Source organism: Polaribacter haliotis (assembly GCF_014784055.1).
Taxonomy (GTDB): Bacteria; Bacteroidota; Bacteroidia; order Flavobacteriales; family Flavobacteriaceae; genus Polaribacter; species Polaribacter haliotis.
On record NZ_CP061813.1, the window covers coordinates 435,944 to 453,842 of the forward strand.

Annotated in this window: 17 protein-coding genes; 9 read left to right on the forward strand and 8 right to left on the reverse strand. The window is 29.9% G+C overall.

Annotation, left to right across the window (positions count from 1 at the left end):
• The first annotated feature begins 21 nt into the window (after positions 1-21).
• A complete protein-coding gene (locus H9I45_RS01600; RefSeq protein WP_140422744.1) occupies positions 22-2,403 on the forward strand; it encodes an alpha-L-rhamnosidase-related protein in 2,382 nt (793 codons plus the stop codon).
• Positions 2,404-2,582: 179 nt separating this feature from the next.
• Here H9I45_RS01600 and msrB read toward each other — a convergent pair whose 3' ends face one another.
• Positions 2,583-3,062 carry a peptide-methionine (R)-S-oxide reductase MsrB gene (gene msrB / locus H9I45_RS01605; protein ID WP_088353679.1) on the reverse strand — a complete coding sequence of 160 codons (480 nt, stop codon included), beginning with the start codon at positions 3,060-3,062 and terminating at the stop codon, positions 2,583-2,585.
• 220 nt (positions 3,063-3,282) lie between these two features.
• Between msrB and H9I45_RS01610 the strand changes: the two genes are divergently transcribed.
• Positions 3,283-4,104: a M48 family metallopeptidase gene (locus H9I45_RS01610; RefSeq protein WP_088353678.1), complete on the forward strand. Its 822-nt coding sequence runs from the start codon at positions 3,283-3,285 to the stop codon at positions 4,102-4,104.
• A 151-nt stretch (positions 4,105-4,255) separates the two neighbouring features.
• Positions 4,256-5,548: an MFS transporter gene (locus H9I45_RS01615; RefSeq protein WP_088353677.1), complete on the forward strand. Its 1,293-nt coding sequence runs from the start codon at positions 4,256-4,258 to the stop codon at positions 5,546-5,548.
• Here the strand turns inward: H9I45_RS01615 and H9I45_RS01620 are convergent.
• From H9I45_RS01620 to H9I45_RS01650, 7 genes are all read right to left on the reverse strand, one after another.
• Complete coding sequence (locus H9I45_RS01620; RefSeq protein ID WP_088353676.1) at positions 5,545-6,309, reverse strand: CDP-alcohol phosphatidyltransferase family protein; 765 nt, start codon at positions 6,307-6,309, stop codon at positions 5,545-5,547. The two genes, H9I45_RS01615 and H9I45_RS01620, sit on opposite strands and share 4 nt — an antisense overlap.
• Positions 6,310-6,435: 126 nt before the next feature.
• Complete coding sequence (locus H9I45_RS01625) at positions 6,436-8,700, reverse strand: TonB-dependent receptor (RefSeq protein ID WP_088353675.1); 2,265 nt, start codon at positions 8,698-8,700, stop codon at positions 6,436-6,438.
• Between the two features lie 158 nt (positions 8,701-8,858).
• A complete protein-coding gene (locus tag H9I45_RS01630; RefSeq protein ID WP_088353674.1) occupies positions 8,859-9,131 on the reverse strand; it encodes a hypothetical protein in 273 nt (90 codons plus the stop codon).
• Between the two features lie 43 nt (positions 9,132-9,174).
• Positions 9,175-9,942 carry a TerC family protein gene (locus H9I45_RS01635; RefSeq protein ID WP_088353673.1) on the reverse strand — a complete coding sequence of 256 codons (768 nt, stop codon included), beginning with the start codon at positions 9,940-9,942 and terminating at the stop codon, positions 9,175-9,177.
• 1 nt (position 9,943) lies between these two features.
• On the reverse strand, positions 9,944-10,432 hold the full coding sequence (locus H9I45_RS01640; RefSeq protein ID WP_228455005.1) for a hypothetical protein: 489 nt from the start codon (positions 10,430-10,432) through the stop codon (positions 9,944-9,946).
• A gap of 77 nt (positions 10,433-10,509) precedes the next feature.
• On the reverse strand, positions 10,510-11,853 hold the full coding sequence (gene purB, locus H9I45_RS01645; protein ID WP_088353672.1) for an adenylosuccinate lyase: 1,344 nt from the start codon (positions 11,851-11,853) through the stop codon (positions 10,510-10,512).
• A 44-nt stretch (positions 11,854-11,897) separates the two neighbouring features.
• Positions 11,898-12,494 carry a HEAT-like fold family protein gene (locus H9I45_RS01650; protein WP_088353671.1) on the reverse strand — a complete coding sequence of 199 codons (597 nt, stop codon included), beginning with the start codon at positions 12,492-12,494 and terminating at the stop codon, positions 11,898-11,900.
• A gap of 34 nt (positions 12,495-12,528) precedes the next feature.
• Here H9I45_RS01650 and H9I45_RS01655 point away from each other — a divergent pair, with 34 nt between their 5' ends.
• The 6 genes from H9I45_RS01655 (at position 12,529) to H9I45_RS01680 (ending at position 17,877) form a co-directional block, all read left to right on the forward strand.
• Positions 12,529-13,245 (forward strand): toxin-antitoxin system YwqK family antitoxin, encoded by a 717-nt coding sequence (locus H9I45_RS01655; protein ID WP_088353670.1) that lies wholly within the window; start codon positions 12,529-12,531, stop codon positions 13,243-13,245.
• Between the two features lie 116 nt (positions 13,246-13,361).
• A complete protein-coding gene (mnmA, locus tag H9I45_RS01660; protein WP_088353669.1) occupies positions 13,362-14,549 on the forward strand; it encodes a tRNA 2-thiouridine(34) synthase MnmA in 1,188 nt (395 codons plus the stop codon).
• A gap of 53 nt (positions 14,550-14,602) precedes the next feature.
• Entirely contained in the window at positions 14,603-16,249 is a 1,647-nt protein-coding gene (locus tag H9I45_RS01665) for a S8 family serine peptidase (RefSeq protein WP_088353668.1), read from the forward strand.
• Positions 16,249-17,190 carry an NAD(P)H-dependent flavin oxidoreductase gene (locus H9I45_RS01670; protein ID WP_088353667.1) on the forward strand — a complete coding sequence of 314 codons (942 nt, stop codon included), beginning with the start codon at positions 16,249-16,251 and terminating at the stop codon, positions 17,188-17,190. Before H9I45_RS01665 ends, H9I45_RS01670 begins: the two co-directional genes overlap by 1 nt.
• A 115-nt stretch (positions 17,191-17,305) precedes the next feature.
• Positions 17,306-17,497: a cold-shock protein gene (locus tag H9I45_RS01675; RefSeq protein WP_072554651.1), complete on the forward strand. Its 192-nt coding sequence runs from the start codon at positions 17,306-17,308 to the stop codon at positions 17,495-17,497.
• Between the two features lie 188 nt (positions 17,498-17,685).
• Positions 17,686-17,877 (forward strand): cold-shock protein, encoded by a 192-nt coding sequence (locus H9I45_RS01680; RefSeq protein ID WP_046491490.1) that lies wholly within the window; start codon positions 17,686-17,688, stop codon positions 17,875-17,877.
• The last annotated feature ends 22 nt before the right edge of the window (positions 17,878-17,899 follow it).

Sequence of the window (17,899 nt, forward strand, 5' to 3'; positions counted from 1 at the left end):
GCTTCAAAAAGTACTTAAAAAATGAAAATCATTTATATTTACTTAAAAAATAATAAACCAATGCGTAAAATTTTCTATCTATTTTCATTGATTATTTTTTCCTGTTCTACTCCAAAAACAGATTTGTTAAAAATCGTAGATTCGATGGAACACATTAATGGTAAGGAAGCTTTTAAAAAAGAACCCTATTTAACTTCTGGAAATCGAGTATATTCAGTTGGTGCTCAAAATGGACAATTCCCAGAAATTGGCTGGCATATTGGAGCTGAAATGGGGGGAATTTGGAATCACCCTATAAAGTTAATGGACGGTTTTTCTGCTTCTCTTCAAATTGAAAAGGATACATTTAAACTCAATAATGCAATTCGATTTGCACAATATCCGTTTGCAAATTTATTAGAATATGATTGGAAAGCAAAAAATTTAAACGTAACTCAAGTTCAGTTTGTGCCAGATGATAAAGAAGGGATGATTATTCAATATAAAATTAAAAATACCAATTCTAAAAACATTAAAACAACATTTAATTTTAATGGAAGTGTAGATTTAAGAGCAACTTGGTTGGGCGAACGAACAAATATGATTGATAGTTTAGATACGATGAATTATATAGAAAGCGATGGTTCTTTGGAAGCAAAAGATATAAAAAACGAATGGTATGTAAAATTTGGAAGTGACGAAAAACCGTCTAAATTTAAACAAGATAGTACAGCTTATAGAGGAAAAGGAATTCGTGGGGAATTATCTTATGCGCTTTCAATTCCTAAAAATGAAGAATATTTATTGAACTTTTACATTGCTGGAAGTTATACATCAAAAAATGAAGTAAATGCAACCTACAATTCTTTGAAAAAAAATGCATCAAAATTTTTAAAGGAAAAAAACAAAAGATATGCAGAGCTTCAAAATCTTACAGTTTTACAAACGCCAGATACTACTTTAAATAAAACCTTTAAATGGTTAAAATATACTGCAGATTGGTTTGTTAGAGAAGTGCCAGAAATTGGAAGTGGAATGGCTGCTGGTTACCCGAATTTTCCTTGGTGGTTTGGTTGTGATAGCGAATATGCATTGCAAGGTTATTTAACAATTGGAAGAAATGATGTTACTTTAAACACCATTGAATTGTTAGAAAAAATATCTTCTAAACATAATTCAAGTGGAAGAATTGTTCACGAAATATCTACAAATGGAGGAATTTACAATACAGGAAATACCACAGAGACACCACAATTTATTAGTCTTTTATGGAAAGTTTATTTATGGAATGGAGACAAAGAATTCTTGAAAAAATATTTTCCAAGTGTAAAAAACGGAATGAATTGGTTATTAAATGAAAAAGACACCAATAAAAATTTAGTTCCAGAAGGGTATGGAATGATGGAAATTCATGGGCTAAATAGCGAAATGATAGATGTTGCAGTGTACACACAACATGCTTTAGTGAACGCATCTAAAATTGCTGGAGTTCTTGGAGAAGAAGAATTATCTAAAGAGTATAAATTAAAATCAGAGCAATTAAAAAAGATAATAAATAACGAGTTTTGGTCGGAAGAATTTAAATCTTTTGCAGATTTTATAGGAACAGATTCAGAAGCTTTAAAATTAATTGAAACTGCAATTGGAAGAGCTAAGAAGTTAGAAAAATCTTGGGCAGTAAAAGAACTTTTAGAAACAAAAACGTTTATTTTAAAAAATCCTTCGAAAACACCAAGACCTTTTGTTTTACACCATAATCATGTTGTAAATACGCCAATGGAAGTTGGTGTTGCAGATGTAAAAAAAGCAAAAATAGCTTTAAAAACTGCAAAACAATTTACGAATTTGTACGGAACTTATGTAACTGGAATCGATAGAAACGATCCAAAAGAATACCAATCTGGAGAAGTAAAAAGATATGCAAATCCTTATGTTTCTGCTGTTATGACATTACCAACTGGAGTTTCTGCAATTGCAGAAAATAAATATGGAAATCCAGATGAGGCTTTAGAATATCTTAAGAAAATGTGTAATAGTTTTAGTTATGCTTCTCCTGGAGCGATGTACGAAGTTTCTCCAGATCATGGCGAATTTGTACAAGCTTGGAATATCTATGGTTTTGGAGTGGCTATAATTGAACAGTTTTTTGGTGTGCAACCAAATGCAGCTGAGAAAAAAATAGATATAAAACCACAAATGCCAACAAAATGGAAAAACGCTTCTGTAAAAAAACTTTTTGTAGCTGGAAACAGTGTTTCTATAATATATACCAAGAAAGATAATGAGATTACTATAGAAATCAACCAAAAAGAAAGTTGGAATATTAATGTGGAAGCTCCAAAAGGATATATTTTAAAAAGTAATAAAGATGCTAATAGTAAAGATAATATTTGGGTTTTTAGCTTACAAGAATTATTAAATTAAGTTCATTTTTAATTTTAAGAATTTTGAAAAAAAAATGATCCAAGTCCATCTAAATTTGTAAAATTTTTGTCAAAAAAAAAGAGCTGATGTTTTCAGCTCTTTTTTTTTCAAAATTTATCTAATTTAATAATTTCACACAGAAAAACACATGAATCTATGATATTTGTTACCAAAAAAATCTATTTCTCTTTCGGAATAAATTTTAAAGCAACACCATTTATACAATGACGTTTTCCTGTAGTTTTCGGACCATCGTCAAAAGAATGTCCTAAATGACCACCACAAGTATTACATTTTAATTCTGTTCTAGCGTAACCAATTTTATAATCTACATCTAATTCCACATTTCCTTTTACAGCCCTGTCAAAAGAAGGCCATCCAGTACCAGAATCGAATTTATGTTCAGATTTGTACAAAGCAGTATTACATGCTACACAAACAAAAGTTCCTTTTCGATGTTCTTTATTTAATGGACTTGTAAAAGCTCTTTCGGTTCCTGCTTCTCTTAAAACATAAAATTCTTGTTCCGAAAGTTGTTTTTTCCATTCAGCTTCAGTTTTGGAAATTTTATATTCTTTATTCTCTTTTTTTGTGGATTGTGCATTGCTTGAACAACCAATAAATAATGTTAATAAAAGTAAACTAAGTATTTTTTTCATAATATATTTTAAGTTTTAGAAATTTTATAAAATTCAGATTTGATAGAAATTATCTTACTGAACCTTATATATTAGACGATTTTTTTCTGAAAAACTAACAAATTTAGTCATAAATAATAATTATTTTTTTTTAAATAAGATATTTTAATTTCGAATAGAGTTCAATTTTTTGGTATAAAATGAATAAATTGCCACTGTTAAAAACTAAAACTATACAAAAATGAAAAAAATAGCAATTCTATTATTAACCGTTTTTTTATTTACAGAATGCTCTAAAGTACCTATTACTGGAAGAAATAGAATTAATTTTGTAAGTGATTCGCAAGTTTTACCTGCGAGTTTTGCCCAATACAAAGGTTTTCTAGCTGAAAATAAAGTTTCTAATAATCGAGAAATGACCAATCAAGTAAAAAACGTTGGTAAAAATATTTCTGCGGCAGTAGATCGTTTTATGAGAGCAAATAATATGGTTTCTGAAGCAAATGCTTACAGATGGGAATTCAATTTAATCGAAGATAAAACAGTAAACGCTTGGTGTATGCCTGGAGGAAAAGTTGTCTTTTATACAGGAATAATGCCAATTTGTGCAAACGAAGATGGTGTAGCTGCAGTTATGGGGCATGAGGTTGCTCACGCATTTGCTAAACATGGTCAAGAAAGAATGTCTCAAGGACAATTACAACAAATTGGTGGTTTGGCTGTTGCTCTTGGAACTTCTGGTAAAGATCCAAAAACACAACAAATTTGGAACACTGCCTTTGGTATTGGTTCTGGTTTGGGTATGTTAAAATTTAGTAGAACTCATGAACAAGAAGCAGATAGATTAGGTTTAGTTTTTATGCTTATGGCTGGTTATAATGGAACTGAAGCTGCAGAAGTTTGGGTAAGAATGAGTCAAAGATCTGGAGGAAGTTCTCAGCCAGAAATTTTAAGTACACACCCTTCAAATGCGTCTAGAATTAATGATTTAAGAACCTATTTACCAACTGCAAAAAAATATGCAGAAAAATTTAATAGAACAGGAAGTTCTTCATCAAGATAATAGAAGAAAACTTTTACTATATTGTATGCCGTTCAAAAATTATTTGAACGGCATTTTTATGTAAACACTTTTGTACTATTCCAATAATATATATGTGTTTAAGTAATATTTAATTTGTTTCAGAATCTAAAAGAATTAAAGAAAAACATTTATGTTAAAAATAGGAGATAAAAAATTAATAAATGCTTGGGCATTTTACGATTGGGCGAATTCAGTATATTCTTTAGTAATTAGTACAGCTGTATTTCCATTGTTTTATAGTGCAATTACAGACGGAAAAACAGTTTCTTTTTTAGGAATGAAATGGGATTATCCAGATACTTTATACAGTTATGCATTGTCTTTTTCTTTTTTAATAGTTGCATTTATGTCGCCAATTCTATCTGCAATTGCAGATTATACAGGAAATAAGTTAAAATTTATGAAGTTTTTCTGTTGGTTAGGAGGTATTTCTGTAATGAGTATGTTTTTCTTTAAGGATTTAAATACTGCTTGGATAGGAATTATCTGTACAGTTTTAGCGAGTATTGGTTTTTGGTCGAGTATTGTTTTCTATAATTCTTATTTGCCAGAAGTTGCACACCCACATCAACAAGACAAAGCAAGTGCAAAAGGATTTATTTATGGATATGTAGGTTCTGTAATTTTATTAGTCGCAAGTTTAGCGATGATTATGTCGCAATCGGATGATGCAGTAAAACTAACAATGATGCGTTACTCTTTTGTAATGGTTGGTCTTTGGTGGATTGGTTTTGCGCAAATTACTTTTAAAAAATTGCCCAATAATATTCATAACAGAAAACCTGAGAAAGATTATATATGGAAAGGTTTTAAGGAATTAAAAAAAGTGTGGATTGAATTAAAAAACTACCCAACTTTAAGAAATTTCTTAGTCGCTTTTTTCTTATTAAGTGTAGGAGTACAAACTATAATTTTATTGGCTACAATTTTTGGGAAATCGGAATTAGGTTTAGATACCATGAATTTAATTATAACTGTTTTATTAATTCAGATTGTTGCCATTTTTGGTGCTAAAATTTTTACAAATATTTCAGAGAAATATGGAAATTTTAAAGCGTTAAAAATCACAGTACTTATTTGGATTTTAGTCTGTTTTAGTGCTTTTATGTTAGAAAAAAACCTACCCAATGTAGATATTTATTTTTATTGTTTAGGAGGTTTGTTAGGTTTGGTTTTAGGAGCAATACAGTCGCTTACAAGATCTACGTATTCGAAATTATTACCAAAAACGCATGATAATGCCACCTTTTTTAGTTTTTATGATGTAACTGAAAAAATAGCGATTGTTTTAGGAACTTTTGTATTCGGATTCTTAATTTATTTAACAGAATCTATGCAATGGAGTGTGCTTTCTTTGGCATTGTTTTTTGTGGCTTCTTTTATTGTTTTAAGTAGATTGAAGAAAACCGAACATGTGTATTAATAAAAAACCTTTCTTATTAATATAAAAACGAATATCATTCCAGAATACGCAATAAAAAACGGAATAATCATTTCTTTTAATCCTAAAACCAAAAAGAGACTAATAATTAATAATTGAAACCCTAAACCAAAAGTAGATACCAAAGACATTAACCAATTAGGAAAAGGTTTTCCTTTAGGCGCATTTCTATCTAAAGCATAAATTATTTCATCGAAAATACCATATAAAGCTTTGTAAATAAAATAGAGCGTATTTACATGTTTTTGTTTTTCACCTTCTAAAGCAGTAGGAGTGGAGTCTTCGAAAATTCTACTTGTGGTATCGCCTTCGAAACGATTTCTTAGAATTACGTAATAGTAATTATATAATGTTCCTTGTAATTGAATTCCGAAAAAAGCGAGTACAGTCCACCAAATGCTAACTTCTGTTACGTACCAAAGTGTCATAAAAATGATAAAATTCAGAATAATATCGGAAACTGAATCTAAAAAACGACCTGTATAAGAAGGGGTTTTTTTAATTCTGGCAAGTTCGCCATCTGCAGCATCTAAAATAGATTTGAAAATTAAGAAAAATGCGGCTGCCCAATAATAACCTTCAATCATACAATAAATTCCAACTAAACCAGAAATAACAAACGCAATTGTTACGTCTATTGGCGTAAAAGAAGTTGATTTTAAGGAGTTTGCAATAATTCTTGCAACAGGTCTCCCATAATCTGATAAATCTATAAATTGATGTTTTTTTGGTAATTTAGACATAAAAATGCGTTATAATTCGAGCATTTTTATCACTTGTAGAAGAGTTAAAACAGCACAGTTTAATTTTAGCAAAAATAAAAAAGTGTTACCATTAAGTAACACTTTTTTATCATTTTATTTAAGAATTTAAATAGTAAAATTAATTCCTAAAACAATATTTCTACCTTGATTAAAAATACCGTCGTTTTTTAATCTAGATAAATGATTGATGTATTTTTTATTAAATAAATTATTTACAGAAACTGAAGTCGAAAACTTGGTTTTACCTAAAGTTACATCTCCACCAAAACCTAAGTTTAGTAAATTGTAACCATCTGTTGTAGTTTCAAAATTACTAATGTTATTTTGTGCAAATGTACTTTGTAAACTTAATGAACTATAGCCTTGTTGCAACCAATTACCAATTGTAAATTCTGTTCGAAATGTATTTCTCCATGTATTTGCAGGGATTAATGGTAAATAATCTCCATTATCTTGTTTCCCAATTACGGTTTCAAAAGTACTTTCTAAGTGCAACCAATCTAAAGGATGTGGATGTAAATGGAAACCAAATTCTCCACCATATAATTTTGCATTTTCTTGAATGTATGTAAAAACTTGTTCGCCATCTTCAATTTCGTTTGTTGGAGAAATATAAATATAATCGTTTAAATGATTGTAAAACCCGTTAGTAAACAACTCAAAATGTTCTGTTTTATATTCTAAAGAAAGATCTATCTGAGTGTTTTTCTCATTCGTTAAATTACTATTTCCTTTTTCGAATCTATTGGTTCCATGATGTACTCCATTAGAACTCAATTCAGCCAAATTCGGAGCTCTAAATCCAGTAGCGAGATTTATTCTAGCAGTTATTGCATCAGAAATTGAAGTTTTAAAACCTAAAGAAGTTGTAAAACTATTGAAAGACTTATCAATCGCTTCAAAAACATGTGAATCTCCTTCATGAACAATTTCCATTCTTTCTGTCGAAATTTGTCTGTTGTCAAATCGAATTCCAGCTTGTAGCGTATTTCTGTTCCATGCATAATTTGCAGTTGTAAAAAGACCAAAATCATTTACATCTGCATTAGGAATTAGAATTTCTTCACCAAAATTTCTGTTTGTTTGTCGCAAACCTTGCACTCCAGATAATATTTCAACTTCTCCAATTTTTGGGAAATGGTATTTAGCATTGTAACTAAAAGTTTTTAATTTCATTCTTAATGCGGCTTCCTCATGTTCTTCATGCTCATCATGTTCCTCTTCACTTTCGTCATCATCATGGTCTTCATGTTCTTCAAATTCTTGCCTATCATTATAGGTGTAACCTAAATCTACATCTAATTTAGAGTCTCCAAAAAAGAAATGATTGTGAGAACTTAAGATATGATTGTCTATTTTTTGAAAAGGCTCCAAAAGATCTGAGCTTGTAGATTGATCTGTAATTCCTTCAGTTAAACCTAAATTAGATCTGTTAAAATTATAACGAACTTCGGAAGTGAAAATATTTTTAGAATATGCAATTCCTGTTTTAAAATCTTTCTCATTAAAACGAGTATTTGTTACTCTTTGGTCTGTAGGAATTTTATAATCTGAATGATTTGCATACGTTCCTCTTGCTAAAAATTTCCAGTTTTCTTTAGATATTTTCCCTCCAACAGAAGTATTACTTCCTAAAGTATTTCTAAAATAACGCTGACTAAAATTAAATTCAGAATCGTTTTCTGACGCGAATTTCTCTGGGTTTAAATATAAAACACCACCCAAAGCATCAGAGCCATAAAGCAGAGAAGCTGGGCCTTTTATAACTTCTACACTGCTAATGCCTGCATCGTTAATTCCTAAACCATGTTCGCCACCAAATTGTTGGTTTTCCAAACGGATACCTTGTGTATAAACCAAAACTCTATTTCCACTTAAACCTCTAATTACAGGTTTTCCGATAGAAGTACCTGTAGAGATTTGAGAAACTCCAGCAATATTTGTTATTCCTTCAGACAAAGTAGTATTTCCTAATTTTCTTATAGATTTAGCATCCAAACGTTCTACTTTCATTACATTTTCGGATTGTAATTTATTAAAAGGTGTAGAAACTATAATCTCGTCAATTTGAAAAAAACTCTCTTCTAATTGAATATTTAACTCCTTATTTTCAGAATTAATTGTTACTACTTTAGAAACTGTTCTAAAGCCTAAATAAGTATATGTAATTTTAATTTTTCCATTAGGAATGTTGTTAATTTTGTAAGTTCCATCTTCTTTTGATGTAGTTCCTTTATGAATTTCTGAAGCATAAATTTCTACTCCAAAAAGTGGCTTGTTGTTAGAATCTGTAATTTTTCCTGAAATACTATTTTGAGCATTCACAGAGTATATAGCTATAAAAAATAGCAGTTTTATTAATGTTTTCATTGATTTTATTTTACTAATTTATTGAAAGTTATTAATTCCTAAATACAATAAACTTTCTGCTTGATCTCTTTAAGATAAAAAAAAAGGTTAGTTGTATTTAGATATTAAATAGTTCTCTACTGAAATCTAATAGACACAGTTTATTTTGAGATTTTTAATTAAATAGTAAAATTTGGTGGCCCTCTAGACCATTTTTTAGAATGATAAACTTCTGAAGTAATTTGAGGTTTATCAATAAAGGTAGTTTTATAAAAATGTGGCGGAATTACATCGTAATTAGAAGCAATTTCCGACGAAAAAACAGTTAATTGTTTATGAAATTGGTCGCAATCTAAATCTTGTTTGTGTAGATGTTGCTCGCCAATAGAAGTACAAACTGTATGTTCGTGTTCTTCTAAGTCGTGCAAAACCTCTATTGTTACTGGAAGCATCAATAGAATAAGAAAAAATATGCTGACTAGCTTTTTAAACAATTTACTTCTTTTTTCTGATTCTTAAATTCAGCATTTCCACACCTAACGAAAATGCGATCGCAAAGTACAAATATCCTTTAGGAATTGCTCCTACAGTTTTGTTAAAAATTTCTGTATGCGATAAATGTGCGCCTTCTGTAATTAACATAAAACCAATTAAAATTAAGAAAGACAAAGCCAACATTTGTATAGTTGGGTTTCTATTTACAAAACTGCTGATTGGGTTTGCGAAAATCATCATAATTAAAATAGAAACAATTACTGCAATAACCATAATAATTAAAGCACCATCCACACCATTTGTCATTCCAACAGCAGTTAAAATACTATCGAAAGAGAAAACAATATCTATTAATATAATTTGAATAATTACATTGGTAAAAGATATTTTTTTCGGAGATTTTAAGACTTCATCTTCATTTGTATTCTCCATTTTTTCTCTAATTTCTTTGGTGCTTTTGTACAATAGAAAAAGACCTCCAAGAAATAAAATAATACTTTGCCCTGTTAATCCTGTCTTAAACCAACCTGTGTCGATTTCTAAAAAAGGATCTTTTAATGCTATTAAATAAGAAACTCCAAAAAGTAATATAATTCTGGTAATCATAGCTAAAGCCAAACCTAATAAAGTCGCTTTTTTAACTTGATTTTCTGGTAATTTATTGGCAGAAATAGATATAAAAATAATATTATCGATTCCTAATATTATTTCTAGAAAAGTTAAGGTTAACAGGGCAACCCAGGTATCAGCATGTGCAAATATTTCCATATTAATCTACTTTATAAACAGTACCATCTTGTTTGAATTTACTGAACCCTATTTTGGCAGTAAAATCGTAAGAATTATCTGTAACCTTTGTAATTTGAACAAAAATAGGATCTTTATCCATCTCTTTTTTCGGAGATTTCATTCTTAATGTGTAAAAGAAATTATTTTTCCATTTGATATATAATGTATCAATATGTTTTGTTTTTTTTACACCAGAAGTACTGTCATTAGAAATAGAAACTATTTTTTCATATTCTTCAATTTGCAAACTATCTATTCTTGTAATAATTGTTTTTCCATAACCATCTCCAGCAGGAATTTCAAAAACTCCTGTTTTAAATTTATCGGAATTATCTTCAATTTCTGATTTACAGGAAGAAATAATAAAAATTGAAGCAAGAAGAATGAAGATTGAAGTATGTAAATTAGAAAAGTACTTCCCACTTTTCACTTCCGACATCAAATTTTTAATTTTTTTTTTATAATTCATTCCTTTTAATTTTTAAAATTACTTCCAACTTCCAACTTCCAACTTCCAACTTCCAACTTCCCACTTCTCACTTCCAACTATATCCCAGTATAATTAGCAGGAGTAATAGCCTTTAATTCCTCTTTAATTTCATCTGAAACCTCTAAAGTATCAATAAAATTAGCAATTGAATTTTGGTTTATTTTCTCGTTCGTTCTAGTTAATCCTTTTAAAGCTTCATAAGGATTTGGGTATGCTTCACGTCTTAAAATTGTCTGAATTGCTTCTGCAACAACAGCCCAATTATTTTCTAAATCATCCTCAAATTTTTGCTTGTTTAACAATAATTTATTCAAACCTTTTAAAGTTGATGTAAAAGCAATAATTGTATGTCCAAAAGGTACACCAACATTACGTAAAACAGTACTATCTGTTAAATCTCTTTGTAAACGAGAAATTGGTAATTTTGCTGAAAGATGCTCGAAAATAGCATTTGCGATTCCTAAATTTCCTTCAGAATTTTCAAAATCAATAGGGTTTACTTTGTGTGGCATTGCAGAAGAACCAACTTCGCCAGCCTTAATTTTTTGTTTAAAATAATCCATAGAAACATAGGTCCAGAAATCTCTATCTAAATCGATAATAATGGTGTTAATACGTTTTAAAGTATCGAACAACGCAGCCATATGATCGTAATGTTCTATTTGTGTTGTTGGAAAAGAGTGTTGTAAACCCAACTTTTCTTGCACAAAATTACTTCCAAATTCTTTCCAATCGATATTTGGATATGCAACTTTGTGAGCATTATAATTACCAGTTGCTCCACCAAATTTCGCAGCACTTGGTATGTCGTTTAACAAATTGAATTGTTCTTTTAAACGAACCACAAAAACATCTATTTCTTTACCTAATCTTGTTGGAGAAGCAGGCTGTCCATGTGTTCTCGCTAACATAGAAATATCTTTCCACTCAATAACCAATTCTTGTAATTTCTCTAAAACTTCGAAATAATGAGGCACATAAACGTCGTTCATTGCTTCTTTAATAGAAAGTGGAATTGCAGTATTATTTATATCTTGAGAAGTCAATCCAAAGTGAATAAATTCTTTATACTTCTGTAAATTTAAAGCATCGAATTTTTCTTTGATAAAATACTCAACCGCTTTTACATCGTGGTTGGTTACTTTTTCGATATCTTTTATTTTTTGAGCGTCTTCTGCTGTAAAATTCTTGTAAATGTTTCTTAAATCTTCAAAAAGTGAAGTATTAAAATCTGCTAATTGCGGAAGTGGAACTTCGCAAAGTGCTATAAAATATTCTACTTCTACTAAAACTCTGTATTTTATTAAAGCTTCTTCAGAAAAATAGTTTGCTAATTTTTCAATTTTACCTCTGTATCTTCCATCAATAGGAGAGATTGCATTTAGTTTTGTTAAGTTCATTTTTTGTTGTGTTGTAAGCAACAAAAATAGGGATTAAAACACATTTATTTTAGTGATTTTTCATGTTTTTCAATCAAGCTTATAATAAATTTTCCACGGGCTTTTGTGCCTTTACTTTCATGGATAATTTTAGTTTCAATGAGGTATTTTAATTCAGGATGAATCCAATCTTTTTCCAAGCCAAAAAAATACAAAGTATTCATTGTATAAGCTCTAACTGCAATTTTTTGTGGTGTAATTAACCAGTCGAAACCAGTTTCTACAATAGCATCTATATGTTTTATTGTGAGGTTTTTTTTAACCTCATTATCATTTTTTGAATAATAAGCAGTGGCTAAATGTTCACAAATTTTTGCACAAGGTCTAATGGCACTATCAAATTTTAGAGTATTTATTTTTGTTGAAAAATCATCTAAATGAGGAAGTATCCAACTTAATTTATGGTGTGTACAAATCCATTCTAAAATCCAAGCCGCTTTTATGGACACCTTATTATCAACATCAAAAGTTATAGAAACCAATTCTTTAAATAAATTTCTATTTTCTAATACAATATTTGCAACCCTTTGTCGGTTTTCTCTTTTAGCGTTTTCTATATTATTAAGCTGTTCTGTTATATAAAGAAGATTTGATTTTGGCACTATTAATGTATATTTGTATTAAAATTCTATTGAAATGATAAATATAAAAAGACTGTTTTTTGTTTTGGCATTTTTTGCTTGTTTTTTTATAAGTGAAAATGTTAAGGCGCAAAAAATAAATCAATTTAACGAAAATAAACAACGAACAGGTGTTTGGAAAAAGTACTACCCAAATAAAAGAATTCGTTATACAGGGCAGTTTGAAGAAGGAAAAGAAGTAGGTGTTTTTAAATTTTATGACATTACAAATTCCGATCATCCAACAATTATAAAAACTTTTTTCTACGATTCAGATTCTTTATTTGTTCAGTTTTATACACTAAAAGGAAGTATTAAAACAGAGGGGATTTTAAATAAAAGAGCAAGAGTTGGAAACTGGAAATACTTTTATCCAGATGGAACGATTATGGCCGAAGAAAATTACAATAAAAATGGAGAATTTCATGGGGAACAATTGGTGTATTATCCAGATGGACAAGTAACAGAGTTTTCAGTTTACGAAAACGGAAAATTGCATGGAACTACTAGTAAATATGCCAGTAATGGAAATCTTATCGAAGAAGTGGAGTACAAAAATGGAAAGGAAAATGGTCTTGCACAGTATTTCGAATTAAATGGAAAATTAAAAGAAAAAGGTGTCTATAAAGATGGAAAAAGAGTAGGAAAATGGGAGTATTATTTAGATGGAGAAATAGCGCCTGAAGAAGATAAAAAGAAGAAGAAAAAGTTTGTTTTAAAAAAAGATAATTGATTTTAGTTTCAAAGTTTTATCAAACGTCTTATATAAACCAAAACAATATCTTCATCAATTCTTTCAATCTTTAAAACCATTTCTAATTTGTATATTTGCACCCTCAAAAAATAAGAATGAAACGAGTAGTTGTAGGTCTTTCTGGTGGTGTAGATTCTAGTGTTACAGCACATTTATTAAAAGAACAGGGCTTTGAAGTTATTGGGCTTTTTATGAAGAATTGGCACGACGATTCTGTAACTATTTCTAACGAATGTCCTTGGTTAGAAGATAGTAATGATGCTATGATTGTTGCCGAAAAACTAGGAATTCCTTTTCAAGTGGTAGATTTAAGTGAGCAATATAAAGAACGTATTGTAGATTATATGTTTGCAGAATATGAGAAAGGAAGAACACCAAATCCTGATGTACTTTGTAACCGAGAAATTAAGTTCGATGTTTTTATGGATATTGCCTTAAAATTAGGTGCAGATTATGTTGCAACTGGACATTATTGTAGAAAAGGTGAAGAAATTATCGATGGAAAACCAGTCTACAAATTACTGGCAGGAAAAGATAATAACAAAGATCAATCTTATTTTTTGTGTCAGCTTTCGCAAGAACAATTAACAAAAGCGTTGTTTCCTATTGGCGAATTAACAAAACCAGAAGTAAGAGAAATTGCAAAAGAAGCTGATTTAATTACGGCAGAAAAGAAAGATTCGCAAGGATTATGTTTTATAGGTAAAGTTAGATTACCAGAGTTTTTACAGCAAAAATTGCAACCCAAAGAAGGAAATATTGTTCAAATTCCTTCGGATTTTTCTCAGTATATAAAAGAGACTCCAAAATTTGTAAATAAAGAAGCAGAACTTGACTATTTCGCAACGAAATTCAGTTATTCAGAAGAAGATGGAAAAGTTGTTGGGAAACATCAAGGTGCGCATTATTTTACAAAAGGACAACGTAAAGGTTTAAATGTTGGTGGAACAAAAGAAGCTTTATATGTGATTGAAACGGATGTAAATACAAACACCATTTACACAGGAGAAGGCAAGAATCACCAAGGTTTGTACAGAAATACTTTGTTTGTTTCTAATGAAGAAATCCATTGGATTCGTGAGGATTTAGTATTAAATATTGGAGAGATTATGGAAGTCGAAGCCAGAATTCGTTACAGACAAGCCCTAGAAAAAGCGACCTTACACAAAGTTGATACTGGTTTGTATGTTCAGTTTGTAAATAAGCAATCTGCCATACAAGAAGGGCAATTTGTTGCTTGGTATAAAAACGAAGAATTGTTAGGCTCTGGAGTTATTTCTTAAAAACTTTTTTTAGCATTTTTAAAGTAGTATTTTTATAACTTATTAGATGGGTTATGAAAAACATATTATTTCTATTAATTGTCTTTGTTACTGCGAATTTTTACTGTCAGGAACAAGATGCTTGGGTGTTTTTTAAAGACAAACCTAGTAAAGCCACTTTTTTAGCAAATCCATTAACCATGCTTTCTCAAACAGCTTTGGATAGAAGAAACACGCAAAATGTTTCTTTAGACGAAACAGATGTTCCTATAGAAACAAGTTATTATAATACTTTAAAAAATATTGTAAACATTACTGTTCTAGGAAAATCGAGATGGTTGAATGCAGTTCATATTCAAGGAACAAAAACGAATGTCGATAATTTAAAATCGGCTTTTAGTTTTATTGATAAAATTGAATTTGCAGACAAGTCTTTAAATGGAAGCAATAAAATAACTTCTGTAAAAAGTAAACGAAATCATTATAATAAGTTCGAAAATTCTAAAACTGATTTTACGTATGGAAATACAGAAAATCAGATTAAAATGTTGAAGGCAGATTTTCTTCACAAAGAAGGTTTCACTGGAAAAAATCAAATTATAGCAGTTATTGATGCTGGTTTTCCAAATGTAAATACATTATCTGCATTTAAAAGATTACGAGATAATAATCAAATTTTGGGAGGTTACGATTTTGTTGAAAGAAACGACAATTTTTATACGGGTCATAATCATGGAACCAATGTATTATCAACCATTGGAGGTTATATAGAAAACCAATTTGTAGGATCTGCACCAGATGCATTGTTCTATTTATTTAGAACAGAAAATGCGCCAGTAGAAGTTCCTTTAGAGGAAACTTTGTGGGTAGAAGCCGCAGAAAGAGCCGATAGTTTAGGAGTCGATGTTATTAATACCTCTTTAGGTTATACCACTTTCGATAATCCAAAATATGATTATTCTTATAATGATATGGATGGCAAAACAACATTTATTACAAGAGGAGCAGAAATGGCTGCAAAAAAAGGAATTTTGGTGGTTAATTCCGCTGGAAATGAAGGGAATAAAAATTGGAAATATATTTCTGCGCCAGCAGATGCAAAATCTGTAATTACAGTTGGAGCAGTAGATAAAGATGGAAATATTGCTTCTTTTAGTTCTTTTGGACCAAGTTTCGATGGTCGTATAAAACCAGAAATTGTAGCAAAAGGAGCAGGAGCAGCCGTAATTAATCATACGAATGGTTCGATTACAACCTCAAATGGAACATCTTTTTCGTCGCCAATTATGGCTGGTGTAATTGCTTGTTTGAATCAATATGAAAATTTGGAAACTAAAAAGAGAAATAATAACTTTTTAAAAGAAGCAATTTATACATCTGCCAATAAATATTCGAATCCAACTGCGCAAATGGGGTATGGAATTCCTAATTTTCAAGAAGCATTTGCATTGTATAAATCATCACTTTCTGTTGAAGATATTTTTTTTAAAGATTTAAAAATAGTTCCGAATCCTATTTCAATCAATTTTAACATAGAAGGAATACAGGATAATTTAAAAGATTTAAAAATCCATATTTTTGATATTCTTGGGAAGCAAGTTTATCAACAAAATAAAGACCTTTCGAAGGAAATAAACATTTCAACCTTAGCAAAAGGAATTTATTTTTTAAGAATTGAAAAAGGAATCAATTTAAAAACAATTAAAATTATAAAACAATAATGACGAATACCATTACTAAATTATTCAACATAAAATACCCTGTAATACAAGGAGGAATGATTTGGGTTTCTGGCTGGAGATTGGCTTCTGCTGTTTCCAATGCTGGTGGTTTGGGGTTGATAGGAGCAGGTTCTATGTATCCAGAAGTTTTACGAGAGCATATTCAAAAATGCAAAAAAGCAACAGACAAACCTTTTGGTGTAAATGTGCCAATGCTATACCCAGATATTGAAAAAATTATGGATATTATCGTAGAAGAAGGTGTAAAAATTGTTTTTACTTCTGCAGGAAATCCAAAAACGTGGACTTCCTTTTTGCAAGAAAAAGGAATAACAGTGGTGCATGTAGTAAGTTCTGTAAAGTTTGCCCTAAAAGCAGAACTAGCAGGAGTAAATGCTGTAGTTTGCGAAGGTTTTGAGGCTGGTGGACATAATGGAAGGGAAGAAACGACCACTTTTACCTTAATTCCTATGGTAAAAGAGCAAGTAAAAATACCAGTAATTGCTGCAGGAGGCATTGGAACTGGTCGTGGAATGTTGGCAGCAATGGTTTTAGGTGCAGATGGAGTGCAAATAGGAAGTAGATTTGCAGCAACTGTAGAATCTTCGGCTCACGAAAATTTTAAAAAAACGATTATAGATGTAAAAGACGGAGATACCCACTTAACTTTAAAAGAATTGGCTCCTGTGCGTTTGGTGAAAAATAAATTCTATAATGATGTGCAAGAATTATACTTAAAAAAGCCATCTTTAGAACAAATAAAAGAACTTTTAGGTAGAGCACGCTCCAAAAAAGGAATGTTTGAGGGAGATTTAGAAGAAGGAGAATTAGAAATAGGGCAAATTGCTGGATTAATTAACGATATTAAGCCCGCAAAAGAAGTTTTGGAGAATATTATTAAAGAATTTAACGAAGTAAAAGCTTTGGTAGATAGGTTTTAGCGTTGTTTTAGATTAATTATTAATAATTTTTGTGAAATTAATTTATTGGCATTATCTTTGCAATTCAATAAACGTTGTTAGTAATTAAACAAACAACACATTTAATATTATTATTATGAATAAAGGTACCGTAAAATTTTTCAATGAGTCTAAAGGATTTGGATTTATCACTGAAGAAGGAAACAACAAAGAACATTTTGTACATGTTTCAGGTTTAATTGATGAAATTCGTGAAAACGATGAAGTTGAATTTGACTTACAAGATGGAAGAAAAGGATTAAACGCAGTAAACGTAAGAGTTATATAATTATATATTATTACTATTTAAAGTTTTATCTAAAAGCCTATCAATATTGATAGGCTTTTTTTATGCAGAATATTTATATTTTTATTATAATTGATATAATAAGGCGTACTTCCAATTAATGGCACTATCTTTGCAACTCAATAAATGTTGTTAGTAATTAAACAAGCAACATATTTAACATTATTATTATGAATAAAGGTACCGTAAAATTTTTCAATGAGTCTAAAGGATTCGGATTTATCACTGAAGAAGGAAACAACAAAGAACATTTTGTACATGTGTCAGGATTAGTAGATGAAATTCGTGAAAACGACGAAGTTGAATTTGACTTACAAGATGGTAAAAAAGGATTAAACGCAGTAAACGTAAGAGTATTATAATATATATTTATTACTAGTTAAT